A 25,805-nucleotide genomic window follows, 5' to 3' on the forward strand; every position below is an offset into this window, starting at 1 on the left:
AATCCTCAAGCTTGCTGGGAACTGACGGACAGCACTTCGCCAACCATGTAGGAGGCGTAGTCGCTGGCCAGGAACATCATTACGTTGGCCACTTCCCAGACCTCGGCGGCGCGACCGAACGCCTCGCGCCCGGCCAGGCTCTCTAGCAGCTCTTCGCTGGAGGCTTTCTTGAGGAAATCGTGCAGGGCAATCGATGGCGACACGGCATTGATGCGCACGCCGAACTCGGCGGCTTCCAGGGCACTGCAACGGGTGAACGCCATCACCCCTGCCTTGGCGGCGGCATAGTGAGCTTGCTCTTTCTGTGCCCGCCAACCGAGCACCGAGGCGTTGTTGACGATGGCCCCGGCGCCACGACGCTGCATGTGCGGCAACATCGCCCGGGTCATGCGGAAGGTGCCGGTCAAGGTCACATCCAGCACCCGCAACCACTCTTCGTCGCTCATATCCATAACGCGCTTCTGGCCACCCAGGCCGGCGTTGTTGATCAACACATCGACCCCGCCCAGGGCCTCTTCGGCAGCAGCCACCAAGGCCTGGACTTCGTCTTCGATAGTCACATTGCACACCTGGCCATAAATCGCCTGCAAGCCAGTCTCGGCCTTGAGACGCTCCACTGCCTCCTCCAGCCGCCGCGCATGCACATCAGAAATCATCAGTGCCCGACAGCCTTCCTCGGCACTGCGGCGGGCCGCCGAATAACCGATACCGGCACCGGCAGCAGCGGTAATCAACACCGATTTTCCAGCCAGCAATTGATGACCGGGAACATAAGGGGGGGCTTGTTTCACAGCGTCTACCTCCGAAGAAATCAATACGCTGCATTTGTACGGAGAGGGCGTTGCGGGCGCATCGTCAAAATGGGGTATGGCGGCGGCAGGATGCTGCAAAAAAAATTGACTGTTGCAGGAGCGAGCCTTCTCGCGATAGACCTGAAGACGACGCGTTTATCCACAAACACGCGTTATCGCTAACGTCCATGTCGAGCAGGTTCGCTCCAACAGGGGGGGCTCAACTCCCCCAGACTTTCTGCGCCTTTGGCGCTTCGGCGAGAATGGCGTCCACTGCCGCGCCGATTTCATCGACCTGCCACAACGCGCCTTTGTCGCGAGTGACCCCGGTGCGCCAGCCGTCACCGAGGGAGATTCGCCCGCCCTGGCTTTCGAAGATCTGGCCGCTGATGTGCGCCGATGCAGGGCTACCCAGCCACACGACCAGCGGCGCGACGTTCTCCGCTGCCCAGGCGTCGAAGCTGCCGTCATCGGGTTTTTTCACCACGTCGGGCATGGCGCTCTCGGTCATCGAAGTGCGTGCGGCCGGTGCCAGCGCGTTGGCAGTAACGCCGTAGCGGGCCAATTCCGCTGCTTGCACCAGGGTCAGGGAGGCGATACCGCCCTTTGCCGCCGAATAATTGGACTGCCCCACCGAGCCCTGCAGGCCGGCGCCGGAGCTGGTGTTGATGATCCGCGCGTCGACCGGCGTACCGGCCTTGGCCAGATCGCGCCAGCGACGACCAAGGATATTGGCCAGGCAGTAGTGACCCTTGAGGTGGACGCGCATGACCATGTCCCAGTCTTCTTCACTGAGGCTGATAAACATGCGGTCGCGCAACACCCCGGCGTTGTTGATCAGCACATGCACTTCACCGAACGCTGCCAATGCCGCATCGACAATACCCTGCGCAGTGGCCAGGGTGGTGATGTCGTCACTGTTGGCAATCGCCTGCCCACCGTTGACGCGGATCTCCCCCGCCACGTCTTCTGCAGCCTCGGCGCGAATATCGTTGACCACGACATTGGCCCCTTGGGCGGCGAACGCCAGGGCGTAGGCGCGACCGAGGCCACCGCCGGCCCCGGTGATGATCACGGTGCGGTCTGCACAGATAGCCATGTTTGACTCCTTGATAAATAGCTGACCGCGCGCCGGAAGCGGCGGCCGCAAAAAAAATTACAAGCGTTCGATGATGGTCACGTTGGCCTGGCCGCCGCCTTCACACATGGTTTGCAAGCCATAGCGGCCACCGCTGCATTCCAGTTCGTTGAGCAGCGTGGTCATCAGTCGTGCGCCGGTCGCGCCCAACGGATGGCCGAGGGCAATCGCACCGCCATTGACGTTAGTGCGCGCAGGGTCGTAATCCAGCTCCTTGGCCCAGGCCATGACCACCGAGGCAAAGGCTTCGTTGATCTCCACGCGGTCGATGTCGGCCATGCTCAGGCCGCTTTTGGCCAAGGCCCGGCGGGTAGCCGCAATCGGGGCGGTGAGGTGCCAGATCGGATCGTCACCGAGCACCGTCAACTGATGAATCCGTGCCCGTGGCGTCAGGTCGTAGCGCTTGAGCGCCGCCTCGGACACCACCAGCAACGCCGCCGAGGCGTCGCAGGTCTGGCTGGAAACGGCCGCGGTGATCGAGGGAAATTGCGGGTCCACCGGTTGCAATTCGGCCATCTTCGCCAAGCTGCTGTGGCGCGGGGTTTCGTCCACCGCCAGGCCCTGGCAACTGACGATTTCCCGGGCAAAGCGGCCACTGGCGATGGCCGCCAAAGCGCGTTCGTGGCTTTGCAAAGCAAACGCTTCCATTTGCTCGCGGCTGATCTGCCAGTGATCGGCAATCCGTTGTGCCGCGTAGAACTGGTTCACTGGCTGCTGGCCAAACCGCGCGCGCCAGCCGACGCTGCCCGAGAACGGGTCAGCAAAACCCAGCGGCTGGCCGGCGAGCATTGCCGAGGAAATCGGGATCTGGGTCATGGTCTGTACCCCGCCCACCGCAATCACATCCTGGGTGCCGCTCATCACCGCCTGCGCGGCGAAGTGCAGCGCCTGTTGCGACGACCCGCACTGGCGATCGACTGTGGTGCCGGGCACCGTCAGGGGTAAACCGGCGGCTAGCCAACTGGTGCGGGCGATATCGCCGGCCTGGGAACCGATGGTGTCGACGCAACCGAATATCACGTCGTCATAATCTTCCGCAGGGATCGCATTGCGCTCCACCAGCGCCTTGAGCACATGGGCGCCCAGGTCAATCGCGTGGATCTCGCTCAGCCCTCCCTTGCGTTTGCCGGTAGGGCTGCGCAGTGCATCAACAATGTAGGCCTGTGCCATGACTCATTCCTCGAAAGTATGCCCCGGCCCCAGGCCGGTGGCGTCGGCGAACAGGTAGTCGCTGACACGGGTTTTGTGGAAGCCGCGGTCCCCCCAGGACGCATCGAGGGCCCAGGCTCGCTTCATGAACATTTGCAGATCCACTTCCCAGGTGTACCCCATCGCACCGTGCACCTGGATACCTTTGCGCGCGGCAATCCAGCTCGCCTCATTCGCCGCCAGACGCGCTTGGGAAACCCAGACGCCAGCGTTGACGTCCCCCCGAGCCAAGGCATGGGCGGCGCGGTACAGCACCGGCTTGGCCTGTTCGATGTAACGGGCCACGTCGGCCAGGTGATGTTTGACCGCCTGGAAACTGCCGATCGGTTTGCCGAACTGTTTGCGTTGGGCCACGTAGTCCACCGACAGGTCCAGCATGCGCTGCGCCAGCCCTAACAGTTGCCCGGCCACCGACAGCGCGCCACGGTCCAACAGGCGTTCCTGCAAAGCCCGACCCTGCTCGCCACTGGCCACGCAGGTCGCCGCGGACGGAGTCCAGCTCACCCGGCCCAGACGTCGCGAAGCATCGATGCTCGGGTGGTTTTCCACGTCCACTTCGGTTCGCGGCACCACGTGGATGTCGTCGCCGTCGGTGAGTATCAACACTTCGGCCAGTTGCGCGTCGCTGACCAAGGCATTGACAGGATGACTGATTGCCATGCGCAAACTGCCATCGGCGATCCGTGGCAACAGATCGGCGCGGGCGGGATGCCCCGCGGGCAGAGCGGCGAGCAAGCCACTGGCGACATAGGCGGTGTCGGCCAAGGAATCAGGAATGGCGTAGTAACCCAGATCCTGGGTCATCAGCGCCCAGGTTACATCGTCCATGCCAAGGCCACCTTCAGCCTCGGGCACCGACAAAGCGGTCAGGCCCTGATCAGCGATCTTGTTGCGCAAGTCCCGAGAGCGCCCGGCATCGGTCTCCCAGATTTCCCTGAGCATTTCCGGTGCGGCTTCGGTCATCAGGAAACGACTGATGGCTTCGCGGAACGCCAACTGGTCATCGTTAAAAGTGAAGTCCATGGGCGGCCCCTTATTTCGGCAAGCCGAGCATCCGCTCGGCAATGATGTTGCGCTGGATTTCGTTGGTGCCGGCGTAGATCGGGCCGGATTGGGCGAACAGAAAGCCCTCCAGCCAACCCGCCGCATCACCCGCCTGCGCGCCCTTGTCCAGCAGTTCTCCACGCGTGCCGAGAATGCGCATGGCGGTCTCGTGCATCTTCAGGTCCAGCTCCGACCAGATGATTTTGTTGATGCTCGACTCGGCGCCGACCTGCTCGCCTCGGCTCAAACGCCCGACGGTGTAATAGGCCGACAGCGCGTAGGCCTCGGCGCCCATCCAGGTCTCCAGTACCGCCTCGCGCAGACCCGGGTCGCGGTCGGCGCTCGCGCGGTTCGCCTTATACAGTTCGACCAGCTTGCGGGCCGTGGCCTGGAAACGCGCCGGGGAACGCAACAGCAGCCCGCGCTCGAAACCGGCGGTGGCCATTGCCACGTGCCAGCCTTGTCCTTGGTCACCGATGCGGTTGGCCACCGGCACTCGCACATCGTCGAAAAACACTTCGGCAAAAGCATCTTTGCCATTGAGCGCCTTGATCGGGCGAATGCTCACCCCCGGCGTGTCCAGCGGCACCATGATGAACGACAGGCCGTGGTGACGAGCCGATCCTGGCTCGCTGCGGAACAGGCCGAACAGCCAGTCGGCGTAGATCGCCCGGGTCGACCAGGTTTTCTGCCCATTGATCACGTAATGATCGCCGTCGAGCAGCGCCTTGCTGGTGATCGCCGCCATGTCGGAACCGGCGTTGGGCTCCGACCAACCTTGCGCCCACATGTCCAGGCTGGCGGCCATGCGTGGCAGGAAACGCTTTTTCTGCTCCGGGGTGCCAAATTCCATCAGCGTTGGCCCCAGCAGCAACTGGCCGTTCTGGTTGACGCGCATCGGTGCGCCAGCACCGTAATACTCTTCCTCGAAGATCAGCCACTCGATCAGGTCGCTACCGCGACCGCCGAGTTCGGCCGGCCACATCACCATCGACCAGCGGCTCTCGAACAGCTTGGCCTCCCAGGCGCGGTGCTGTTCAAAGCCTTCGCGAGTGTCATAGCTCGCCAGGGGCTCGCGTGGCAGGTTGGCCGCCAGCCAGGCACGGACTTCGGCGCGGAAGGCGTTTTGCTTGGGGGTATAAGTCAGGTCCATGGCGTTATCTCAGAACTTGGCGTCGCGTTTTTCGACGAAGGCCCGGCGCGTTTCCGCAGAGTCCGGGCTGCTGTAGGCCTGCATGGTGAAGCCCTGTTCCCAGCGGTATTTATCTTCCAGGTTGCCGTCTTCGATGCCGTTCAAGGCTTCCTTGGCGATGCGGATCATCGCCGGGCTCTTCTCGGCGATTTTCGCCGCGATGCCCAGGGCGGTTTCGCGCAACTGGTCCTTGCTGACGACGCGCTCGATAAAGCCGTATTGCAGCGCTTCTGGAGCGCCGATGCTGTCGCCGGTAAAAAACAGGTATCGGACTTTTTGCACCGGGAACAGGCGCTGCAGATGCGCACCTCCGCCCATGGCGCCGCGGTCGACTTCCGGCAAGGCGAAGGTCGCGCAGTCGGAGGCGAGGACGATGTCCGCCGCCCCGGTGATGCCGATGCCACCGCCCAGGACGAAGCCATGGACCGCGACAATCACAGGCACCGGGTTGCGGTGCACGGCCTTGAAAGTGGCGTAGTTACCGGCATTGACCTCGACTATCCGCTCTGGATATTGGTCCAGCTCCTTGATGTCGACCCCGGCGCAAAAGCCGCGGCCTTCGGCGCGGATGACGATCACCCGTACCTCGGGGTTGGCCCCGAGGGCTTCGATTTCCCGCGCCAGGGCGTGCCATTGCTGACTGTCGAGGGCATTGACCGGGGGCTTGGCGATCACCAGCTCGGCGATCCCCTGATTGAGTTGTGTGGTAAATGCCTGGTTCACAGGGGCTCTCCAATACTGGCGGGGTGGTTCGAGGTGTGTGTCTGGCTGCGCGCAAGGAGCGCGTCCAGGCACTGCTGGGCCTCGCTGGCGATGCCTTCGATGACTTCGCGGCAACTGAGCAACTCGCCGATAGCGGCCGCGACCTGGCCACTGGGCAGGATGCCCTCGTCCGGGGCGCCATCGACCATCGAGCGCTGCAACAGCACCGGCTGGTTAGCTGCCATCACCACTTGCGACAACTGCGACGGGTCTTCACGCAACGCGCTGAGGAAGACTGCAGCCATGTGCCCCAGGCTCATGCCAGTCTGCTGTTTCCACTGCCACGCGCTACCCAGGGCAATACGCAGGCGACCGAAGGGGCCTGCCTGCTCCAGGTGATTGATGAAGCGGTTTTCGATCATGCGGTGGCGCATGCCATCCACTGCCGTGGTCACGCGCACCCGCTGCGGATCGTTGACCTTCAGGTAGCGTTCCAGGGTCGCGGCCGGGGTCGGCGATTCGCGGGTCATGAGAAACCGCGTGCCCATGGCGATGCCGGCGCCACCGGCGGCCAGCACCGAGGCCAGGCCACGGCCTGTGGCGAAACCACCAGCGGCGATCACCGGCACCTTGACCGCCGACAGTACCTGGGGCAGCAGGATGGAACTTGGCACGCCGCCGGTATGGCCGCCGCCCTCGCCGCCCTGGATAGTGATCAGGTCGGCACCCAGTTCCACCGCTTTGAGTGCATGCTTCAAGGCGCCGACGGTGGGAATGCACAGCACCTTGGCCGCCTTGAAGCGCGCGATGGTCTGCTTGTCCGGGCCGCGCCCGTAACTCACGGCGCGCAGGCGATACTTGATCGCCAGGTCGACGCACTGCGCGGCGTTGTCCTGGAACATATGGAAATTGAGCCCGAAGTTGCTGGTGCCGGTGGCGTCGATCACCTTGCGGATTTCGCCTTCCAGTTCATCAGCCGCGATGGTCGCCCCGGCCAGGAAACCGAAGCCCCCGGCCTGGGTCGTGGCGATCACCAGGTTGGCGTCGGCGACCCAGCCCATGGCGGTTTGCACTATCGGATAACGGCAACCAAGGGCCTCGGTCAGCGGAGTATCCAGCCAGCGGTTCATTGGCTGTTGTCCTCGGCCTGCTTGTTGGCCCGGGCCATGCCCTTGGCATCGAAGCCGCCCAGTTTGTCGCCGGACAACAGCTCGTTATGGGCATGGGCAAAGTGGTGCCAGGCGAACACTGCATCCATTGCGGTGCGCTTGCCTTGCAGGTCCTCGACGTGATTGATCGCCTGCTTGGTCAGGGCCAGGCCCATGCGCGGCTGGCGGGCAATGCCGGCAGCCAGGGCATAGGTGGCCGACTCCAGTTCTTCACGGGTCACCAGGCGGTTGACCATACCCACTTGCCAGGCCCGGTTGGCGCTCATTCGATCACCGGTGAAGAGGAATTCCTTGGCGATGCGCGGATTCATTTCATAGGGGTGGGCAAAGTACTCCACCCCTGGAATACCCATGCGCACCACCGGATCCTGAAAGAACGCGTCGTCGCTGGCGACGATCAGATCGCAGACCCAGGCCAACATCAGACCACCTGCGATACACGCGCCATGGACCATGGCAATGGTCGGCTTGGGCAGTTCACGCCAGCGCCGGCACATGCCCAGGTACACCTCCTGCTCGCGGGCATACAACTGCTCGCCACCGGGTTTGTTGGTGTGATCCCACCACAGGTGCGCGCGCTCGAACGGCTTGTCGATGTCGCGCCCGGGGGTACCGATATCATGTCCCGCCGAGAAGTGCTTGCCGTTGCCCCGCAGGACGATGACCTTGACGCTGTCGTCGTTCACCGCCTGGCGAAAGCATGCATCCAGGGCGTAGGTCATCTGCGAGTTTTGCGCATTGTTGAAGGTCGGCCGGTTCAGCGTCAGCGTGGCGATACCCTCGGCCACGCTGTACAGCACCGGGGTGTCCGTCTCATAGACGGCGTTGTCCTGGCGGACGATGAATTCACTGTCGCTGCTGTGCATGCTCGCCTCCTTGTCTCAAACCGTACGGATACCGGGGGGGTTGCCCTTGATCGCCGTGGCGCGGTAATCGTGGGGGTCGAGTCGACGGATCAGGGCCAACTGCTCAGGGGTGGGATGCACGGTTTCTTGCAAATGCGCGGACTTGAGCAACGGGAAGCCGGTGTTTTCCTGGACCTGCTCGAAACTCACCCCTGGGTGCAAAGAGCGCACCTGCACCGCACGTTCCGGGCCATTGAAATCCATGACGCACAGGTCGCTGACCACGCAATGGATGTCCATCAAGTCGCGGCGCGCACCTTCGGGCCAACGCTCGGCCTTGAAGCCGACACCGCTGACCATGTCCACTTCACCGCTGACGAAAACCCGGCTGTTATGGCTGGGCACGAAGAATGAATTGAGGTGATTGATGCTGTTGCCGGGCAAGCCACGCACGCCAAGGATCGCAGTCTTGGGCTTTTGATAATCGCCGACGCAGGACAGGTTGGTCTGGCCCCAACGGTCGATCTGGGTCGGGCCGATCATCGCGTGGCGGCGCCCACCCCATACGCATTCGAAGACGCGCTCGAACGACATGTAGCCCGAGTAGCGCGGCACGTAGTCGCCACGCGGGCCCAGCGGGATCGGCTCTTCGACCAGGAATGCCTCGCTGTCGGTCATCAGCAGTTCCGGGCTGTGGGTCAGTTTGGCCAGGCTGGCACCCAGGCGCGGGATCACGCCCAGGCCCGAGGCAATCAGTTCACCATTGCCGCGCCAGGCTTCGGAGGCGGCAACAATCATCAGTTCAGCGAGAGTGAAATCACAGGTTGCAGACATAGTCGCTACTCCTCAGAACAGGGGAAGGGGCAAGGCGCCCATGGATTCGGCACCGCCGTTCTGTGCCTGATAGGTCTGTTCGCCACCGGTGACGAAGGTCTGCACATAGTCTTGCCAGCCGTTTTCCGCCTGGCTGCTGGCGACATAGCTTTTCAGGTGCTTGAGGTCCCAGCCATAATCGGGGGCGCAAAGTGTCGGATGCGCACCGAACGGCGCATGCACCACTCCGCTCACCAGGTAACGCTCGAAGGTATTGAAGCGGGCTTGATCTGCGTTCAATTCCAGGCGCTCTTCGAGGCGCTCGCAGGAGACAAAGCACTGCTTGGCGGCACGGGCGAACAGGTGGTCGAAATACGGGTCCGGCCCGGTCAACAGGCAGTTGCCCAGGCGGTCGGCGACGTTGGCATGCACGAACGCCACGTCGAGATTCAGCGCCGGCATGGCCAGCAACACCTCGCCATCGGCGTAGGGCGACTGGATTGTCTTGAGCTCTGGATTCAGGCGCGTCACATCAGTGGCCAGGCCACAACGGGTCGGCAGGAACGGCAAGCGCATGCCGGCCGCGCGCAGGCCCCATTGGAACATGCCTTCGTCCAGCTCCATCAGCTCCAGCTCGCCGGCTTCGCGAGCCTTGCGGTAGTAAGGTTCCAGCGGAATGGCATCGAGAGTGGCGAAGCCGAACACCAGCTTTTTGACCTTACCGGCGGCGCACAACATGCCCACTTCCGGACCGCCGTACGCGACCACGATCAAGTCCTTGACCGGTGAACGCAGGATCTCGCGCACGATGGCCATCGGCTTGCGCCGCGGGCCCCAACCACCGAAACCGATGGTCATGCCATCGCGCAATTGAGCGACCGCATCGGCCGCTGTCAGTTGTTTGTTCATTTTGATCACTCCTTACTGTTGGCCGACGGAAAAGTCGTGCCCCCAAATGCTCACGCGGGTGAATTCGAACGCTGAATGTTCAGCCCAGTCGACTTGCAACCCACCAAAGCCGTACTCGAGATCGAAACCGGACGGCGTCTTCATGTAGAAACTGGTCATGCGGTCATTGAGGTGCTGGCCGAGGGTGGCCGACAGGCGCACGTCATGGGCGCGCAGACGGTCATGGGCACGGCCGACTTCGGTCATCGAGTCGACCTCGACCATCACGTGCACACAACCTGAGGGCACCGGGTACTCGGCCAGGGCCAGGCTGTGGTGGCGCGCATTCTGGCAATGCAGGAAGTGAATGCGGATCGGCGGGGCCGACGGGTCGGGACGGAAGTTGAAAATGTCCGACAGCTTGAAGCCCAGCACATCCTTGGCGAACGCCAGGGTGGCGTCGAAATTCGGTGCCGGCAGCACCGCGTGGCCCAGGCCCATGTCGCCGGTAATGAAGCGCGGCACGCCTTGAGGCGAGATGAACGGCAGGCAGTCGGAGCGATGGCCCCAGCTCAGTTCATGGCAGTTGCCCGATGGATCGGTGAGCTTGACCAGCGCCTGTACGCCACGCTGCTCGATCTCGTCGGCAGAGCCCGGCTGCCATTCGATGCCGGCAGCGCTCAGGTGCTCAAGTGCGGCCTGGAACGCCGGCTCGTTAGCCAGCTCCCAACCGCAAGCCAGAAAACGCGCCTCGCGGCCTTCGACGATCAGCATGCGAAAGGGACGCTCGTCCATTTTCACGTACAAACCACCACTTGGCGCTTGCTGTACCTGCATGCCCAGCACGTCTTCGGCATAACGCTGCCAATGGCTGAGGTTTTCGATCTGCGAGACGAAATAGCTCAAACCGCGAATGTCGATCATGCCTTGGTCCTCGTTGGCTGGATGGCTTACGTGGCAGGCATTGTGCTAAGCGCCATCTTGCGCTTCATCGTCCGTTGAGACTAAGCCCCTTCAGGAGAACGATGGTGCGTCCTTCCTAGTCCGTTTTAGTGATTCGAACACCACCACCACCGCCCCAGACTCGCGCATCCTTCCGCCTTGCAGAGACCGCCCCCATGGAGTTCGCTTTTACCGAAGAGCACCTGATGATTCGCGACAGCGCCGAGCGTTTTCTCGCTCAGGCCAGCGACTCGCATGCCGTGCGCGCCGCTATGAACCGCCCGGATGCGCATGACCCCGAGGTTTGGCGGCGGATCGGCCAGGAGCTGTATTGGCCCGCGTTGATGGTGCCCGAGCGCTTTGGCGGCATGGGCCTGGGTTTTGTCGAACTGGCGATCCTGCTGGAGCAAAGCGGTCGCTACCTGCTGGGCTCGCCACTATTCGCCACGGCGTGCCTCGCCACGCCGGCCCTCTTGCTGGGGCACAACGAGAGCGTGCAAGAGCATTGGCTGGGGGCGATTGCCGCCGGCGAAACCCGCGCCACCCTGGCCTTTGCCAGCGTTCCAGGACTCGAGGCATGCAGTGTTCAAGCCGTGGCCGAGCCGTGCCCGGGAGGTTGGACCCTTCAGGGTCAGTACGCACAAGTCATCGATGGCGCCTCGGCCGACCTGCTGATCGTCGCCGCCCGCGCCCCCGGTTCACAGGGCGAACATGGCATCAGCCTGTTCGTCTTGCCTGGCGATTCGCCGGGTGTGATCCGCACGCCCCTGGCTACTCTTGACCAGACCCGTCGCCTGGCACGCATTGAACTGCATCGGGTGTCGGTCGGCGAGGCACAGTTGCTTTGCGGCCCCGAGCAAGGCTGGGCGGTGCTGCGCGACACCCTGCTGATCGGCGCCATCGGGCTTGCTGCCGAGCAAACGGGCGGCGCGCAACAGGCCTTGGACCTGACCCTGGCGTACATTGCCGAACGCCGACAATTCAAACGCACTATTGCCAGTTTTCAGGCGATCAAACACCGTTGTGCCGACATGATGCTGCAAGTCGAGTGCGCCCGGTCGGCGGCCTACTACGCCGCCTGCGTGGCTCAGGAACGCCTCGACCCGAATGGCGATGCCGCTGTGACCCGCGAACTTGAGCAAGCCGCCGCGACCGCAAAAATCCATGCCAGCGAAGCGTTTTTCCATTGCGCGGCCGAGTCGATCCAGCTGCATGGCGGCGTCGGTTTTACCTGGGAATACGACCCACACCTGTACTTCAAACGAGCCCGCGCCGGCGAGCATCTGTTGGGTAGCCCGGCGCTGCACCGCGAGCGTCTGGCCGCGCACCTTTTGGGAGAGAAAGCATGAAAATCGGTTTCAGTGGTGCAGATGAAGTGTTTCGCGAGGAGGTCGCCCAGTGGCTGGCCGAACACCTGAGCGGCGAGTTTGCGCCGTTGCGCTTTCGCGGCGGCCCGGGGGATGAGCACAGTTTCCCTGAAGAGCGTAAAGCCTGGGAACGCCGGCTTGCCGCCGGTGGCTGGATCGGCGTTGGCTGGCCGAAGGAACACGGCGGACGCGGACTGTCGATCAGCCAGCAGGTAATCTTCCACGAGGAATATGCCCGCGCCGGTGGCCCCGGGCGCATGGGCCATATCGGCGAAGGCCTGGTCGGCCCGACACTCGCTGCCTTCGGCACTGCGCCCCAACAGCAACGCATGTTGCCCGGCATCCTCGACGGCAGCCAGTTCTGGTGCCAGGGCTACTCGGAGCCGGGTGCAGGCTCGGACCTGGCCAACGTGCAGACCCGGGCGAAGCTGGATGCCACGGGCGAGCACTGGTTGATCAGCGGGCAAAAGGTCTGGACCTCCCTGGCCCACGAGGCCGACTGGTGTTTCGTGCTGGCGCGCACCGAACCTGGCAGCCAGGGCCATCATGGTTTGTCGTTCCTGTTGGTGCCGATGGCCCAGGACAGCATCCGCGTGCAACCGATCCAGCAATTGACCGGTACCAGTGAATTCAACGAGGTGTTCTTCGACCAAACTGTTACCCATGCCGACAACATGATCGGTCAACCGGGCGATGGCTGGAAGATCGCCATGGCACTGTTGGGATTCGAGCGCGGCGTATCGACGCTGGGCCAGCAGATGCAGTTCCACAACGAACTCGACGAAATCATCCGCATCGCCCGCGCCAACGGCACTGCCCGCGACCCGCTATTGCGCCAGCGCATCGCCCAGGCCTGGGCCGGTCTCAAGGTGTTGCGCTACAACTCACTGCGCATGCTTTCAGGTCCGCAAGACGGCAACCTGAGTCGTGAAGCGATGATCTACAAACTGGCCTGGTCCACCTGGCACAGCGATCTGGGCAAACTGGCCATGGATGTGCTGGGCGATGCCGGGGAAATCCTCGACGCCGCGCCCTACCAGCTCAGCCGCCTGCAGTCGCTGTTTCTGTTCACCCGCTCCGATACCATTTACGGCGGCAGCAATGAAATCCAGCGCAACGTGATTGCCGAACGGGCGCTGGGCATGCCGCGCGAAGCACGGGTAAACGCATGATCTGAACAGTTCTACAAACCTGAGGGAGCGAGGCGGCTCGCTCTCAAGGGGGTATGCCGTCACGCAAGAAAAAAAGGGCGGCACCTGCACGGGCCGCCCTGATTGTTCAGCGCACCCGTATTTTCGGGTCGTGCGCTCCACGGCGCAGGGTGTTGAGGAAGCCTTCCAGTGGTGCCGGTTCGGCGATCTGCGGCAAAGCGTCCTTGTCCGGACGTTGCGCCCAGAACGCATCCCACGACGGAAACAACTCATGGAAGGTGCCGGCGTACGGCTCGCGCCCTGGCCAACGCATTTTCAGGCCGCCAATCGGTGGCTTGTTCAGGTCGGTCGCGTACCAGTAGCACGGCAAGCGGCGACGGAAGCACCAGCGCCCGTCGATCCGCTCGTAGTCGTCCCAGTACAGCATCTGCATGATCACCCATTCGGGACCGGTTTCATGCTCGTTCTTGGAATAGACCACACCTGTGGCGTGATCGGCATCGCTGAACTCGATGATGTGCTGCCCCAGGTGATGGGAAGTGCCGTGGAACTGCTTGCGCATGGTTTCGTCCAGCCACACCTTGAGGTGCGCACGACCGCTCTTGTCGCGGCCCACGCGCACGTCCGGGGCAAAGCAGTTGGCCATTGCATCCATGTCACGCATGTCCAGAGCCAGGGCGTACTTGCCTGCCAGTTGGCGGATAGCGTCCAACGACTCCAGGCGGTCTATGCGCTCAAGCAGCGCGGCGGATTCCAGGCCCATCAGTCGAGCACCGTGTACAGGTCCGAACCGCGTCCGCCGTCCACGGCCAGGCTGGCACCGGTGACATACGAAGCCTCGTCGCTGGCCAGGAACAGGATGGCGTTGGCCAACTCCACCGGCAGGCCGACCCGTTTCATCGGGATCACTTTTTCGGTGTTGCCGCGAGTCTTGGCGTCGCCCAGCATGCCGGCTGTGGCCGGGGTGTCGACCACGCCCGGGATGATCACGTTGCAACGAATATTATTGGGCGCACCTTCACTGGCCGCCGCCCGGCTGAAATTGATCACCGCGGCCTTGGCCGCCGAGTAACCAGCCATCCACGCGGTGCCGAACAGGCCACAGATCGAAGCGATGTTGACGATCGAACCGCCCCCCTGCTCCTTCATCAACTGCATCGCCGTGCGGGTGCCCCAGAAGGTGCCGTCGACGGTGGTGGTGAAGTTGGCGTGCCAGTCGGCGGTGGTCATGGTGTCGATGCCACCCCAAGTGTAGGCCATCGCGTTGTTGACCAGAATATCCAGGCGACCGTGGCGCTGAGCCGTGGCTTGCAGCGCGCCGACGTAGGCATGCTCATCGCTGACATCGGCCACGGCGATCTCGGCCTGGCCACCTTGGGCACGGATTTTTTCCAGCACGCCTTGCAGCGGCTCGATGCGGCGCCCGCACAGCACCACCGTCGCACCCTCTTCGGCGAATCGCAGTGCAGTGGCTTCGCCGATGCCGGAACCGGCGCCGGTAACGAAGGCGATTTTTCCTTGTAAACGCTTGCTCATGGGTGACTCCCTGATCAGATAAAGGCCATGCCGCCGTTGACGGCGATGTTCTGCCCGGTCATGAAACTGGCGTCTTCGCTGGCCAGGAACACCGCGACTTTGGCGATCTCGTCGGTCTCGCACATGCGCCCCAGGGGCACGTTTTTCAGCAGAGCCTGCATGTATTCATCAGGGATGCCGGCCATCATCGGCGTGTTGGTCGGCCCTGGCACCAAGGTGTTGACGCGGATGCCGCTGGCCGCCAGTTCACGGGCGATCGAACGGGTCAGGCCCATCACTCCGGCTTTCGAGGCGCAGTAGTGGCTTGGACCGTCACCGGTCAGCGCGGCGGTGCTGGAGAGGTTGATGATCGCGCCCTTGCGACCACCCTTGACCATCAGTTTTGCGCCCTCACGGCAGCACAGGAACGTGCCGCCCAGGTTCACGCCGATCACTCGCGCCCAGCTCTCGTCCGGGGTTTCGAGGAAGCTGTCCAGCCCGCCCACGCCAGCGTTGTTGACCAGGATGTCGAGGCCGCCGAAGTGTTGCTCGGCCTGGCCCATGGCATCGGCCACGGAGGCGCTGTCACCGACGTTGCAGGACAGGGCCAGGACCTTGTCACCGAGGTCTGCCAGGCTTTCGGCCAGGGACGTCTGATTCAGGTCGACAGCTACCACGCTGGCGCCTTCGGCGACAAAGCCACGCACGATGGCCTGGCCCATGCCCTGCCCGGCGCCTGTCACAAAAGCCACTTTGTTGAGTAACTTCATAGCAATCTCCTAGTGTGCAAATACGCTGCGGCCCGCTGCCCTTGCAGTGGCGCCGTCCCCTGCATGATTAGCGGCAAGCACCCGGGGCCACATCGTCCGATGGGACTATCGCCGCGTGGTCTGAACGGACGATGTGGATAACCCGATCAGCGCCCAGCATTCGCAAGGCGCGCACCACGCCAGGCGCTGTATTCCCCTTCATTGCGTTGCAGCGGCTGGCGCGGCTGTGCTTCATGAATCGACCATCAATGGAGAACTCCATGAACCAACCCGTAGATCTGCCCCTGCCCGTAGGCCAATACGCCAGCCTGCCCAACGGCCTGCACCTGCACTATCTGGATGAGGGCGCAGGCCCCGTGGTGCTGTGGCTGCACGGCAGTGGGCCCGGCGCCAGTGGTTTCAGCAACTTCAAGGGCAACTATCCGCAACTGGTCGCCGCGGGCTATCGCAACATCGTGCTCGACCTTCCGGGTTTCGGTCGCTCGGACAAACCCGAGGATGTGCAGTACAACCTGGATTTCTTCGTCGACTGCGTGGCAGCGTTCCTCGAGGCTATCGGTGTGCGGCGATGCACGCTGCTGGGTAACTCACTGGGCGGCGCGATTGCCCTCGGTCTGGCCTTGCGCTTGCCGCAACTGCCGCAGAGCCTGATCCTGCTGGCACCGGGCGGTGTCGAGGAGCGGGAAACCTACTTCAAGATGGAAGGCATCGTGCGCATGATCTCTCTGTTCAGCGCAGGCCCCATTGGCATGGAGCAGATGCGCAGCATGATGAGCCTGCAGTTGTTCGATGCTTCGATCCTGCCTGAAAGCCTGCTGCAAGAGCGCGTGGCGGTGGCAGTGACCCAACCGAAGAATCTGTTCAGCACGATGATGGTGCAGAACATGGAATCACGCCTGGGTGAGATCGAGTGCCCGATCCTCGGTTTCTGGGGAAACAACGATCACTTCAACCCGATCAGCGGCGCCCAGCGCATCATCGACGGAGCGCCGAATGCCCGCTTTATCGTCCTCAACCGCTGCGGCCATTGGGTCCAGGTGGAACACCGAGAACTGTTCAACCGCAGTTGCATCGAGTTCCTGCAGCACGGTTGATCCGGGCGAAGCGGTGAGCGAGGCTTGCCAGCGATGACGGCGTCAGCTTCACCACCGCATCGCCAGCAAGCCGGCTCCTACAGGCGAACCAAGTGCAGGTGTATCTGTCACTCCGCCGCCTTCTGGCTGTTCAACACGGCATCACCGGGCTGGCCCAGTACGCAGGAGGTGCCGCCGGGGGTGTACATCATGGCCACACAGCGGTTGCAGGCGGTGCAGATAGAGTCTCGACTGGCGCCGCTGGCGAGTTTGTTGACGTAGTCATTTTCAGCCAGCAACACCCGCCCCATGGCAACCAGGTCAAAGCCCTCGGCCATGATCTTTTCGATACTCGCCATGCTCTTGGCACCGCCCAGGTAAGCCAGCGGCATTTTTACCGCCTCCCGCACCTTGCGCGCATGTTCGAGCAGATACAGTTCACGGAACTCCACGGTCGGCTCTTTGCGACGCTGGATAGCCATCGCCAGGGCGATGATCTTGTTCTTCTGCTGCACGCGGTTTTCCTTTGGGAACGAAGAACCAAACATAGTGGTGATCGATTCGGCGTTCATCCCGGCGCTGAGTACCAGCAGATGCGCGCCCTCTTCTTCCAGCATGCGGGCGATCTGCGCTCCGTCTTCGGCGCTGTTACCGGCGCGCACGCCTTCGGTAATGCTGTACTTGCAGATCACCGCCATTTCCGTGCCGACCGCTTCCAGCACTGCGCGCAGTACCCGGCGCGGAAACCGCAGGCGATTTTCCAGGCTGCCGCCGTACTGGTCGCGGCGCTTGTTGTACATCGGCGAAATGAACTGGCTCAGCAAGTAGCCGTGGCCCATGTGGATTTCCACCGCATCGAAGCCAGCCTGACGTGCCAAACGCGCGCCTTGGGCGAAATCGCGCACCACTTGTTGCATGTCGGCTTCGTTCATCGCCTGCTTGAGGAACATCCCGCTCATCAGGCCAATCTTGTTAAAGCCACCGCTGGCCGAAAGCGGACGCTTGGTCGAGCGCTCGCGAATAAAGGTAAAGCAACCGCCGTGGGTGATCTGCGCGCTGGCCAGTCCACCGCACTGGTGCACGGCGTCGGTCAGCGCCTTGAAGTGCGGCACGCTGGATGGGGCGAGGATTAATTGATTGGGCAGGGTGCGACCATCGCTACTCACAGCGCAATAAGCCACGGTGGTCAGAGCAGTGCCACCCGCGACCAGGGCCGAATGCAGCTTGACCAGTTGCTTGGAAGGTACCCCCCCTGCACTCATGCCTTCGTTGGTCGCGGCCTTTATAAAGCGGTTTTTCAGGGTCAGTGGGCCAATCGCAATAGCGCTGAACGCTGACGGGGTTGGACGAGGATTCATGACAGGCCTCTCTTTATTCTTATCAGGCTGAAAATTAAGGGCTGCGTCGCCACATCGCGACGCAGCCTTGATCATCAAAAGGTGTACTTGGCGTTGAGTGACAGGTAATCGCGGTCGGCCAGCAAGCGACCCTGGGCAACGTCTGGCGAGCTCAGGTAGGCGATATAGGTCATGCCGACCTGGAAGTTGCCCAGGTATTTGAAGTCGCCACCCACGGTCAGGCGTTTCTCGTCACGACCGAGGCCCTGGTAGGCGCTGCCGTCGATGTTCTGCGTCCAGACCAGCTTGGTGCTCAGGTCCAGGCCGTTGGCGATGGATGGGTAGTCCATGTAGACGCCAACACCAAGCAGGCTTGAGCCTGGGGTCTGGGTTTTCGACTCGAACTTGTCGAACGTGCCGTCCACGCCGACTCCGCCGCCGGTGATGGTCAGGCTGTCGACTCCGTCGATGTGTTGATGCACCACTTCGCCCATGAAAGTGGTCTGCTGGGCGAGCAGGCTTGGCCCCAGGATGTACATGGCGTTGAGGTTGCCTTGCCAGATCTGCCCGGTGGTCGGCGCTCCATTGTTCAGGTACACCGAGGCACCGTCGCGATAGCTCAGGTCACCGGCGTACTGCACCGAGTCGCCAACCTTGGAGCTGAAGCTGATCCCGGTCAGCTCGACGTCTTCGAAGTAGCCCAGGCGATAGGACGGCGCGGTGCCGTCATGCCCGATGCCCTTGAGCGACGAGTATTGGGTGGTGCCGGTGAAGTCGAAGAACAACGAACCGACGCGTTCGTTATAGCGATAATGGAACAGCCCCACTTCCGTGTTCTCGGTGACCCGGTAGCGCACACCCAGCCCCCATTGCCCACTGTCGCTGGCGTCTTTTTCACCGGCATAACCGACCGCCAGGCCGTTGGGCAGACTGCCGATCTGCCCGACGCCCAGACGAAAGAACTCGGCACCGGGACCGAAGGTGTCGCTTCCGAAGTAGTCACCCACGGGGTTGAGATCGGTCTTTTCCCACTCGTACTGGTAGTAGCCGACCAGCGCAAGATCCTCATTGAGCGACCACGATCCGGACACCTGCCCCACCGGCAGATACGAGTCCTTGGCCTCCGTACCCGGCACGTTGAATTTGGTGGCATCCACCGGGGCCTGCCCCTGGCTGATGTTGGCCCAGAACAGGCTCTCGCCCCAGGCCACCAGATGCCGGCCGGCCTTGAGCGACAGGTACTGGGTCTCGCCGACATCGAAATTGCCATACACATACGCATCGAGCAGTCGCGCCATGCTGCCGCTAAGGCGTCGGGTTTCGTCGCTGAAGCCGTCGTTGTGGCCGGTCTTGTTCACCGTCTGCGGCGAGTCATTGGCGTTTTTCTGGTTGTAAACGTCGTCGTAGAACTGACTGCCGCGCAACACCGCACCGAGATTGTCGTGCCTGAGTTGCAACTCGCCAAACAGGCTCAGGCGGTTGTTGATCAACGAGCCGCGCTTGAAGTTGCGGGTGCCGTCGTCGTTGTTCGGGTCGTTGAGGTATTGACTGGCCTGTTTGGCGGTACGCATGGACGCGGTGTAATTGACCGTCAGCGACGAATCCAGGGTGGTGTCTTCCCCCAGTTCGATGCTCGGCGCAGCACTGGCCGCGGCACTGATGAAGGTGATGACCGTTGCCAACAGGCAGCGACCCTCAAACAGACTCCCCGGGCGGTGCGCAATCAGATTTCGGGTAAACATGCTCCTCTCCTTTTTTGTTGTTTTTACTTGTGCCGCCTCAGCATGAAAAAAACCGCCGTGGCGCACATCGTCCGTTTGGTGAGATGAGCGCAGCTCATGTCGGAGCGCCGCTGGTGACCATCGCGCGCAGTTCGTTCTTCGCTACCTTGCTCGACGGGTTGAGTGGCAAAGCACGAAAAAAACGAACCTGGCGCGGCACCTTGTAATTGGCCATCTGCTCTCGGCTCCAGGCGATCAGTTGCGCCTGGTCAAGCTCGTTACCTTCATGCAGTACCACGCAGGCACAGCCGACCTCGCCCATGCGTTCATCAGCGATGCCGATCACCGCCACCTGAGCAATCGCCGGGTGTCTGATCAGCGCCGCTTCAATTTCCGCCGGGTAGCAGTTGAAACCACCGACAATGAACATGTCCTTCAGGCGGTCGGTAATGATCAGGTTGCCTTCCTGATCCAGCCGCCCGACATCACCTGTGTGCAGCCAGCCGTCAGCGTCGATGGCTTCGCGGGTCGCTTCGGGGTTCTGGAAATAGCCCTGCATGATGTGGAAACCGCGCAGGCAGATCTCGCCGGTCTGCCCTGCGCCCAGCGCCTGGTTGTGCGGGTCGCGTATGCTCACTTCGGTGCCGGCGATCGGCCGCCCGCTGGTACCGGCAATCACTTGCGCCGAGTCTTGTGGATCGCAGATCGTCGCCAGCCCACCGCACTCGGTCAGGCCGTAGGCAGTGGTCACCACGGCAAATCCCAACTCACTACGCATGCGCTCGATCAGGCTCGGCGGAATGCTCGCCGAACCGGTTACCGCGATGCGCAGACTCGACAGGTCGGTTTGCTTGAGCAGCGGATGGGCCAGCAGAGAGAGGTAAAGGGTCGGCGCACCGGGCAGGACGCTGATGCGCTCGCGGGCGATGCGCTGGAATACCTGTTCGGCATCGAACACCGCATGGGGCAGGATAGTCGCCCCGCCGATCAGGCAAGTCAGCCAGCCGGCTTTGTAGCCAAAGGCATGGAAGAACGGGTTGACGATCAAGTAACGGTCTTGCGGCATCAGGCCAATGACCTTGACGTATTCGCTGAAGGCCCGCAGGTTCTGGCCATGCCCGCTCATGACGCCCTTGGGTTTGCCGGTAGTACCGGAGGTGAACAAAAGGTCGCACATGGCTTCGGGGCCGATCGCCATTGCCCGCCGCCTGGCACTGTCGGCATCGATGGTCGCAGCGCCGAGCAGAAATTGGGCAAGGGGCAGGTCCGACGACATCCCGGGCGTTTTGCCATCAAGTATCACCAGGTGTTCAAGGCTAGCCGGCCGATGGGGCGCGAGCAGCGCCGGGTAGTCGACTTCGAGAAAACGCTGCTGGACAAACAACAGCCGACAGCCGCTGCGTTCCAGCACATCGGCGGCCTCAAGGCCCTTCATGCGCGTGTTGATCGGCACCAGCACCGCGCCGGCACACTGAATGCCCAGCGCGGCGAGAATCCATTCGGCACTGTTCGGCGCCCAGATGCCTACCCGGTCACCGGCCTGGATTCCCAAGGCCATCAGGCCTCGGGCAAAGCCCATGACGCGCTCGGGCAACTGCGCGTAGTCGATGCGCTGGCCGTTGTCCTCGATGGCCGTGCGCCCGGCAAAACGTTCGGCACTGCTGAAGACCAACTGGGCCAGGGTGGCGGGGGTCGCGCTCAGGGGCGCGGCAAGGTTCAGGCTCTGATTCATTGTGGGCTCGGGCTCATCAATCGGGAAAGCGGATACGCAGTTGCGCGCTCGTGGGCACGGCCTGACAGGCCAGGATCCAGCCTTCAGCCAAGTCCCCCGCATCCAGTGCATCGTTGTGCAGCAACTCGACCTCACCGCTTTCCAGGGTGCACATGCACGAGGCGCAGCCACCGACACGGCAGGCGCTGGGTGGGGTCAGGCCAGCACGCTCCATGGCAGCCAGTACGGTCTCGCCGCTGTCGCAGGCCAGTTGGTGGTCCTCGCCATCCAGCCGCACCGCCAACTGCGCGGCCACGGCCGCCTCGCTGCTGGTCGCAGGCGGCAGTTCGCCTTCACCGGGCAAGGAGACGAAGCGCTCGACGTGGACCCGGCGATCCGGCATGCCCAGCCCCTTGAGCGCACTGACGGCCGCGTCCATGAACGGGCCCGGACCACATATGAACGCCTGGGCATCGATAAAAGGCCGCGCAAGCTCCGCCAGTTGCCCGACGCTGGGGATGCCCTGCACCGAGTCGAGCCAATGCACGATTTGCAGGCGTTGCGGATGAGCGCTGGCCAAGGTCTTGAGTTCATCCTTGAAAATCACCGAGGACTCATCCCGGTTGGCATAGATCAGAAGGACCCGGCCAGTTCCGGCAAGCAATGCCGAACGCAGTATCGACAGCACCGGGGTCACGCCACTGCCACCGCCGAACAGCAGCAAGTCACCCTCGAGGCTGCGCGGCACAAACACCCCGGCCGGTGGCAACACCTCTAGGCTCTGGCCGGCCTGCAACTCGTCGCACAGCCAGTTCGAGGCGCGCCCTTCATGCACACGCTTGACCGTGACCCGCAACGGCTCGTCCAGTAACGGCGTGCTGGACAGTGAATAACAACGGGGCAGCCACCCATCCTCGAAGGGCACGCGCAAGGTCAGGAACTGGCCGGGTTGATAGTGGAAGCGTTCGCCCAGATGCTCCGGCACGTCGAAGACCAGGGACCGCGCATCGGCGGTTTCCTCGATCACTCGCGCCACGCGCAGGGCCAGATAATTATTCATAGGTCAGGTACTCATGACCACCTGACCGTGCATCACGGACAGGTGTAACCCAGGGGTTTTGATACAGGCGCCATGGCTTCAGACGTAAGGGTCCGGGTTGGGCAGGCCGAGCATCACCGCGCCGTAGCTGCGGCCGTAGGCCAGGTAGTTGTTGGCGATGTGCCCGCGCGCCTGGTGCAGGTCGCGAAACAATCGCGTCACCGGGTTGGTGTTGTACAACCCCGAGGCGGCCATGCTGCGCAACAGGTCGTTGGCCCGTTCGGCACAGATGTTGGTCACGTAGGCGGACTGATAGCGATACAACAGACGGGTCTCGGTATCCGGATATTCGCCGGCACGGGCCAGACTCATCAGATGCTCGTAGTTGCGTTCCAGTACCAGACGCAGGCTGTCGACGGTGAGCATCGCTTCGGCAACCGCGGTTTGCGCCACAGGATCGTCAGCGGTACGTGCGCCGTGCTTGCCGATGTGCTTGGCGGCGTTATCGCGAAACTCATTGATCGCACCCTGCAGGGCGCCGATGGCCGAGGTCGACACGGCGCGAGAGAACACCTGGGCAAAGGGGATCGCGTAGATTGGGTTGGTGTTGATCAGGCGCCCGGGGGTCGCTTCGAGGGTCCAGTTATTGGTGCGTTGCACGCGATGAGCCGGGACGAAAATATCCTCGACCACGATGTCGTGGCTGCCGGTGCCGCGCAGGCCCAGCACGTCCCAGTTGCGTTCGATCTGATAGTCGCTGCGCGGCAAGAGGAAGGTGCCGTGCTCGGCGGCCAGTTCGCCATCGGCTGGCAGGATGCCGCCCAGAAACACCCACTGGCAGTGCTCGCTGCCGCTGGAGAAACCCCAGCGACCGCTGATGCGGTAACCGCCTTCGACTACCGTGACCCTGGCTGCCGGCATGTAGGTCGAGCAGATCAGCGCGTCATGATCGTCAGCCCAGACTTCGCGCTGCGCTTCGATCGGATAACGCGCCAGCTGCCAGGGGTGGACCCCCATCACTCCGTAGATCCAGGCCGTGGACATGCAACCCTCGGCGAGGATGGTCTGGATTTCGAAAAAGGTTCGCGGGTCCACTTCGTAGCCACCGAACGCCCGAGGCTGCAGCGCCCGCAGCAGCCCGGCGGACTGTAATTGGACGACGCTCTCCACCGGAACTTTCAAGTCCTTGTCGGCCTGTGCCGTGCGTGCCTTGAGTGCCGGCACCAGGCTACGTGCACGTTCCAGCAGATCACGTTCGTCCTGGGTCTTTTCTCGCATGCTGTGCATCACTCAATTCTCCCGATCTCACTGCGCCACTGCGCGAGTTGGGACGGATCATCGGATCGAGCGAACAATCATTCATCGTCAAAGCGGACTAGGGGGGTTATCGATCCTGCTAGTGTTTATTTGGGAAAAAGCGAGGGGGCATGACAGCCGACCTGTTCCTGGTGAACACGTTCTCCTGTAGGAGCGATGCTTGCTCGCGATGGTCGCCAACGATAACGCGCCCTGTCTGAATGACCGCGTTGTCTGGAAGTCCATCGCGAGCAGGCTCGCTCCTACGGGCTCTTCCAAGTGACTCGTCGTAAGGGCGAACCATAAGTGGCCGTTACCGAAGAAACGGATATGTACACACAACCCCGCTAGTCCGTTGAGACGATGCCCCACCCGATCACCGCAGCCATAGTAAACGCATCCAAAGTCGACCCCACGGAGCAAGGGCCATGAGTATTTTGCAGCGTTTCCAGATGCATGGCAGCGTCGCCATCGTCACCGGCAGCGGTCGGGGTATCGGTCGGGCAATTGCCCTGGCGTATGCAGAAGCAGGCGCCGATGTGGTGTGTTCGGCACGTTCGCTGGACGAGGTAGAGGCAGTGGCCGAAGAGGTGCGTGGCTTGGGCCGGCGCGCCTTGGCCATCGCCTGTGACGTCAACGATGCCGAACAACGCCACGCACTGGTGCGTCAAAGCGTTGAGCAAATGGGCCGGATCACTCATCTGGTCAACAATGTCGGTGGCGGCGGGCCCAACGATCCGCTGACGATGACACCCGAGCAATTTGCCCAGGTGCTGACCTTCAACGTCGCCACCAGCTACGCCTTCTGCCAGTTGTGCGTGCCGCTGATGCGCGAGGCCGGTGGCGGCAACATCATCAACATCAGCTCGGTGGCTGCACGCTATGCCCAACGCCATTTCAGCGCTTACGGCTCGGCCAAGGCCGCCCTCAGCCACCTGACCCGCCTGCTGGCCCAGGACTTTGCGCCGCAGATCCGGGTTAACGCCGTCGCCCCAGGCCCCACTCTTACTGAAGCGCTGAGCGGCGTGATGCCTGCTGCCATGCGCGAGATCATGGAAAACACCACTCCGCTCAAATGCCTGGGTAGCCCCCAAGACATTGCTGCCGCTGCGCTGTACCTGGCAAGCCCCGCTTCGGCCTGGGTGACCGGCAAGATCATCGATGTCGATGGCGGTGCCGATTCGTCGGTCTGGCCCGGCTGACAGACTCCTTTGGGCCTGCCCCCTGATGACGTTGGGGCGGGCTCTTTTTTTCTCCCATCCATCTGGAGCCCTCGCCATGGACGCCCATTTGATCAACGCCCTCGGTGACGAACTGTTCAACGCCCTGCGCAACCGCCAGACCCTGGCGCCCCTGACCCGGCGCTATCCGCAGATCACCCTGGAGCAGGCCTACCGGATTTCCCTGCATTTTCTGCAACGCCGCGAAGCCCTCGGCGAGCAGGTGGTCGGCAAGAAAATCGGAGTCACCAGCCGCGCCGTGCAGGAAATGCTCGATGTCCACCAACCGGACTTCGGTTTCCTCACCGACGCGATGCAGGTCGAGGATGGCAGCGATGTCAGCCTGGCCCGCTACAACCTGATCCAGCCACGGGCCGAAGGCGAAATCGCCTTTATCCTCGGCGAAGACTTGCACGGCCCGGGCGTCAGCGCCGAGGACGTGCTAGCCGCCAGCCAATGGGTGGTGCCGTGCTTCGAGATTGTCGATTCGCGGATCCACGACTGGCAGATCCGCATCCAGGACACCGTGGCAGACAACGCCTCCTGCGGCGTGTTCGCCCTCGGCAGCAAGCGGATCGACCCGCGCTCGCTGGACCTGGACGCCGTGCACATGCAAATGCTCAAAAACGGCCAGCCGGCAGGCTCGGGCCTGGGCTCGGCGGTGCAAGGTCATCCCTGCGCGGCAGTGGCCTGGCTGGCCAATACCCTGGGCGAGCTGGGCATCCCGTTCCGCCGTGGCGAAATCATCCTTTCCGGTGCCCTGGCACCGCTGGTGCCAGTGGTCGCCGGCGACCGCATCAGCCTGTCCATGAGCGGGCTGGGCGAAACCAGCCTGCGCTTTGTCCCGTGAATCGCCCTTCCCTCCCCAGGAG

Annotated in this window: 24 protein-coding genes; 5 read left to right on the forward strand and 19 right to left on the reverse strand. The window is 62.8% G+C overall.

Features of this window, described 5'->3' with window-relative positions:
• Positions 1-5: 5 nt before the first annotated feature.
• From AC07OG_RS17310 to AC07OG_RS17360, 11 genes are all read right to left on the reverse strand, one after another.
• Entirely contained in the window at positions 6-791 is a 786-nt protein-coding gene (locus AC07OG_RS17310) for an SDR family oxidoreductase (RefSeq protein ID WP_495067587.1), read from the reverse strand.
• A gap of 220 nt (positions 792-1,011) precedes the next feature.
• Positions 1,012-1,890 carry an SDR family oxidoreductase gene (locus AC07OG_RS17315; RefSeq protein WP_060543483.1) on the reverse strand — a complete coding sequence of 293 codons (879 nt, stop codon included), beginning with the start codon at positions 1,888-1,890 and terminating at the stop codon, positions 1,012-1,014.
• A 57-nt stretch (positions 1,891-1,947) separates the two neighbouring features.
• Positions 1,948-3,099, reverse strand: a complete 1,152-nt coding sequence (locus AC07OG_RS17320; protein WP_495067588.1) for an acetyl-CoA C-acetyltransferase — start codon at positions 3,097-3,099, stop codon at positions 1,948-1,950.
• Between the two features lie 3 nt (positions 3,100-3,102).
• Complete coding sequence (locus AC07OG_RS17325; protein WP_060543481.1) at positions 3,103-4,161, reverse strand: acyl-CoA dehydrogenase family protein; 1,059 nt, start codon at positions 4,159-4,161, stop codon at positions 3,103-3,105.
• A gap of 10 nt (positions 4,162-4,171) precedes the next feature.
• Positions 4,172-5,335, reverse strand: a complete 1,164-nt coding sequence (locus AC07OG_RS17330; RefSeq protein WP_060543480.1) for an acyl-CoA dehydrogenase family protein — start codon at positions 5,333-5,335, stop codon at positions 4,172-4,174.
• A gap of 9 nt (positions 5,336-5,344) precedes the next feature.
• Positions 5,345-6,097: an enoyl-CoA hydratase family protein gene (locus AC07OG_RS17335; protein WP_060543479.1), complete on the reverse strand. Its 753-nt coding sequence runs from the start codon at positions 6,095-6,097 to the stop codon at positions 5,345-5,347.
• Positions 6,094-7,206: an NAD(P)H-dependent flavin oxidoreductase gene (locus AC07OG_RS17340; RefSeq protein WP_060543478.1), complete on the reverse strand. Its 1,113-nt coding sequence runs from the start codon at positions 7,204-7,206 to the stop codon at positions 6,094-6,096. Before AC07OG_RS17340 ends, AC07OG_RS17335 begins: the two co-directional genes overlap by 4 nt.
• Positions 7,203-8,111: an enoyl-CoA hydratase gene (locus AC07OG_RS17345; protein ID WP_060543477.1), complete on the reverse strand. Its 909-nt coding sequence runs from the start codon at positions 8,109-8,111 to the stop codon at positions 7,203-7,205. The genes AC07OG_RS17340 and AC07OG_RS17345 overlap by 4 nt, the downstream gene beginning before the upstream one ends.
• A 15-nt stretch (positions 8,112-8,126) precedes the next feature.
• Complete coding sequence (locus tag AC07OG_RS17350) at positions 8,127-8,924, reverse strand: CoA-transferase subunit beta (protein ID WP_495067589.1); 798 nt, start codon at positions 8,922-8,924, stop codon at positions 8,127-8,129.
• Positions 8,925-8,936: 12 nt separating this feature from the next.
• A complete protein-coding gene (locus tag AC07OG_RS17355; RefSeq protein WP_495067590.1) occupies positions 8,937-9,812 on the reverse strand; it encodes a CoA transferase subunit A in 876 nt (291 codons plus the stop codon).
• 12 nt (positions 9,813-9,824) lie between these two features.
• Complete coding sequence (locus AC07OG_RS17360) at positions 9,825-10,715, reverse strand: VOC family protein (protein ID WP_495067591.1); 891 nt, start codon at positions 10,713-10,715, stop codon at positions 9,825-9,827.
• Positions 10,716-10,909: 194 nt separating this feature from the next.
• Here AC07OG_RS17360 and AC07OG_RS17365 point away from each other — a divergent pair, with 194 nt between their 5' ends.
• On the forward strand, positions 10,910-12,082 hold the full coding sequence (locus AC07OG_RS17365) for an acyl-CoA dehydrogenase family protein (protein ID WP_495067592.1): 1,173 nt from the start codon (positions 10,910-10,912) through the stop codon (positions 12,080-12,082).
• Positions 12,079-13,272, forward strand: coding sequence for an acyl-CoA dehydrogenase family protein (locus AC07OG_RS17370; RefSeq protein WP_495067593.1), 1,194 nt, complete (start codon positions 12,079-12,081; stop codon positions 13,270-13,272). Before AC07OG_RS17365 ends, AC07OG_RS17370 begins: the two co-directional genes overlap by 4 nt.
• Before the next feature lie 106 nt (positions 13,273-13,378).
• Here the strand turns inward: AC07OG_RS17370 and AC07OG_RS17375 are convergent, their stop codons facing one another.
• From AC07OG_RS17375 to AC07OG_RS17385, 3 genes are read right to left on the reverse strand one after another with little or no spacing between them, the layout of a single operon-like run.
• Positions 13,379-14,008 (reverse strand): nuclear transport factor 2 family protein, encoded by a 630-nt coding sequence (locus AC07OG_RS17375; RefSeq protein ID WP_495067631.1) that lies wholly within the window; start codon positions 14,006-14,008, stop codon positions 13,379-13,381.
• A gap of 5 nt (positions 14,009-14,013) precedes the next feature.
• Positions 14,014-14,787 (reverse strand): SDR family NAD(P)-dependent oxidoreductase, encoded by a 774-nt coding sequence (locus tag AC07OG_RS17380; protein WP_060543471.1) that lies wholly within the window; start codon positions 14,785-14,787, stop codon positions 14,014-14,016.
• A gap of 14 nt (positions 14,788-14,801) precedes the next feature.
• Positions 14,802-15,536, reverse strand: coding sequence for an SDR family NAD(P)-dependent oxidoreductase (locus AC07OG_RS17385; protein ID WP_060543470.1), 735 nt, complete (start codon positions 15,534-15,536; stop codon positions 14,802-14,804).
• Positions 15,537-15,796: 260 nt separating this feature from the next.
• Between AC07OG_RS17385 and AC07OG_RS17390 the strand changes: the two genes are divergently transcribed.
• Complete coding sequence (locus AC07OG_RS17390; RefSeq protein ID WP_060543469.1) at positions 15,797-16,630, forward strand: alpha/beta fold hydrolase; 834 nt, start codon at positions 15,797-15,799, stop codon at positions 16,628-16,630.
• Between the two features lie 107 nt (positions 16,631-16,737).
• Here AC07OG_RS17390 and AC07OG_RS17395 read toward each other — a convergent pair whose 3' ends face one another.
• From AC07OG_RS17395 to AC07OG_RS17415, 5 genes are all read right to left on the reverse strand, one after another.
• Positions 16,738-17,967: an NADH:flavin oxidoreductase gene (locus AC07OG_RS17395; RefSeq protein ID WP_495067594.1), complete on the reverse strand. Its 1,230-nt coding sequence runs from the start codon at positions 17,965-17,967 to the stop codon at positions 16,738-16,740.
• 74 nt (positions 17,968-18,041) lie between these two features.
• Positions 18,042-19,688: a DUF1302 domain-containing protein gene (locus tag AC07OG_RS17400; RefSeq protein WP_495067595.1), complete on the reverse strand. Its 1,647-nt coding sequence runs from the start codon at positions 19,686-19,688 to the stop codon at positions 18,042-18,044.
• 94 nt (positions 19,689-19,782) lie between these two features.
• Positions 19,783-21,399: a FadD3 family acyl-CoA ligase gene (locus AC07OG_RS17405; RefSeq protein WP_495067596.1), complete on the reverse strand. Its 1,617-nt coding sequence runs from the start codon at positions 21,397-21,399 to the stop codon at positions 19,783-19,785.
• A 16-nt stretch (positions 21,400-21,415) separates the two neighbouring features.
• The gene (locus AC07OG_RS17410) at positions 21,416-22,438 is read right to left on the reverse strand and encodes a ferredoxin--NADP reductase (RefSeq protein WP_060543465.1); all 1,023 of its coding nucleotides are present in this window, start codon (positions 22,436-22,438) and stop codon (positions 21,416-21,418) included.
• A 78-nt stretch (positions 22,439-22,516) separates the two neighbouring features.
• Positions 22,517-23,704, reverse strand: a complete 1,188-nt coding sequence (locus AC07OG_RS17415; RefSeq protein ID WP_495067597.1) for an acyl-CoA dehydrogenase family protein — start codon at positions 23,702-23,704, stop codon at positions 22,517-22,519.
• A 437-nt stretch (positions 23,705-24,141) separates the two neighbouring features.
• Here AC07OG_RS17415 and AC07OG_RS17420 point away from each other — a divergent pair, with 437 nt between their 5' ends.
• Positions 24,142-24,915: a glucose 1-dehydrogenase gene (locus AC07OG_RS17420; RefSeq protein WP_060543463.1), complete on the forward strand. Its 774-nt coding sequence runs from the start codon at positions 24,142-24,144 to the stop codon at positions 24,913-24,915.
• Between the two features lie 76 nt (positions 24,916-24,991).
• Positions 24,992-25,783 carry a fumarylacetoacetate hydrolase family protein gene (locus AC07OG_RS17425; protein WP_495067598.1) on the forward strand — a complete coding sequence of 264 codons (792 nt, stop codon included), beginning with the start codon at positions 24,992-24,994 and terminating at the stop codon, positions 25,781-25,783.
• Positions 25,784-25,805: the final 22 nt, after the last annotated feature.

It is taken from the genome of Pseudomonas sp. GW821-FHT09H03 (assembly GCF_059415945.1).

Bases quoted from the DNA above. Each gene is read 5' to 3' on its own strand.
- AC07OG_RS17315 (WP_060543483.1), bottom strand. From the start codon at position 1,890: ATGGCTATCTGTGCAGACCGCACCGTGATCATCACCGGGGCCGGCGGT.
- AC07OG_RS17320 (WP_495067588.1), bottom strand. From the start codon at position 3,099: ATGGCACAGGCCTACATTGTTGATGCACTGCGCAGCCCTACCGGCAAA.
- AC07OG_RS17325 (WP_060543481.1), bottom strand. From the start codon at position 4,161: ATGGACTTCACTTTTAACGATGACCAGTTGGCGTTCCGCGAAGCCATC.
- AC07OG_RS17330 (WP_060543480.1), bottom strand. From the start codon at position 5,335: ATGGACCTGACTTATACCCCCAAGCAAAACGCCTTCCGCGCCGAAGTC.
- AC07OG_RS17340 (WP_060543478.1), bottom strand. From the start codon at position 7,206: ATGAACCGCTGGCTGGATACTCCGCTGACCGAGGCCCTTGGTTGCCGT.
- AC07OG_RS17345 (WP_060543477.1), bottom strand. From the start codon at position 8,111: ATGCACAGCAGCGACAGTGAATTCATCGTCCGCCAGGACAACGCCGTC.
- AC07OG_RS17350 (WP_495067589.1), bottom strand. From the start codon at position 8,924: ATGTCTGCAACCTGTGATTTCACTCTCGCTGAACTGATGATTGTTGCC.
- AC07OG_RS17355 (WP_495067590.1), bottom strand. From the start codon at position 9,812: ATGAACAAACAACTGACAGCGGCCGATGCGGTCGCTCAATTGCGCGAT.
- AC07OG_RS17360 (WP_495067591.1), bottom strand. From the start codon at position 10,715: ATGATCGACATTCGCGGTTTGAGCTATTTCGTCTCGCAGATCGAAAAC.
- AC07OG_RS17365 (WP_495067592.1), top strand. From the start codon at position 10,910: ATGGAGTTCGCTTTTACCGAAGAGCACCTGATGATTCGCGACAGCGCC.
- AC07OG_RS17370 (WP_495067593.1), top strand. From the start codon at position 12,079: ATGAAAATCGGTTTCAGTGGTGCAGATGAAGTGTTTCGCGAGGAGGTC.
- AC07OG_RS17380 (WP_060543471.1), bottom strand. From the start codon at position 14,787: ATGAGCAAGCGTTTACAAGGAAAAATCGCCTTCGTTACCGGCGCCGGT.
- AC07OG_RS17385 (WP_060543470.1), bottom strand. From the start codon at position 15,536: ATGAAGTTACTCAACAAAGTGGCTTTTGTGACAGGCGCCGGGCAGGGC.
- AC07OG_RS17390 (WP_060543469.1), top strand. From the start codon at position 15,797: ATGAACCAACCCGTAGATCTGCCCCTGCCCGTAGGCCAATACGCCAGC.
- AC07OG_RS17395 (WP_495067594.1), bottom strand. From the start codon at position 17,967: ATGAATCCTCGTCCAACCCCGTCAGCGTTCAGCGCTATTGCGATTGGC.
- AC07OG_RS17400 (WP_495067595.1), bottom strand. From the start codon at position 19,688: ATGTTTACCCGAAATCTGATTGCGCACCGCCCGGGGAGTCTGTTTGAG.
- AC07OG_RS17405 (WP_495067596.1), bottom strand. From the start codon at position 21,399: ATGAATCAGAGCCTGAACCTTGCCGCGCCCCTGAGCGCGACCCCCGCC.
- AC07OG_RS17410 (WP_060543465.1), bottom strand. From the start codon at position 22,438: ATGAATAATTATCTGGCCCTGCGCGTGGCGCGAGTGATCGAGGAAACC.
- AC07OG_RS17415 (WP_495067597.1), bottom strand. From the start codon at position 23,704: ATGCACAGCATGCGAGAAAAGACCCAGGACGAACGTGATCTGCTGGAA.
- AC07OG_RS17420 (WP_060543463.1), top strand. From the start codon at position 24,142: ATGAGTATTTTGCAGCGTTTCCAGATGCATGGCAGCGTCGCCATCGTC.
- AC07OG_RS17425 (WP_495067598.1), top strand. From the start codon at position 24,992: ATGGACGCCCATTTGATCAACGCCCTCGGTGACGAACTGTTCAACGCC.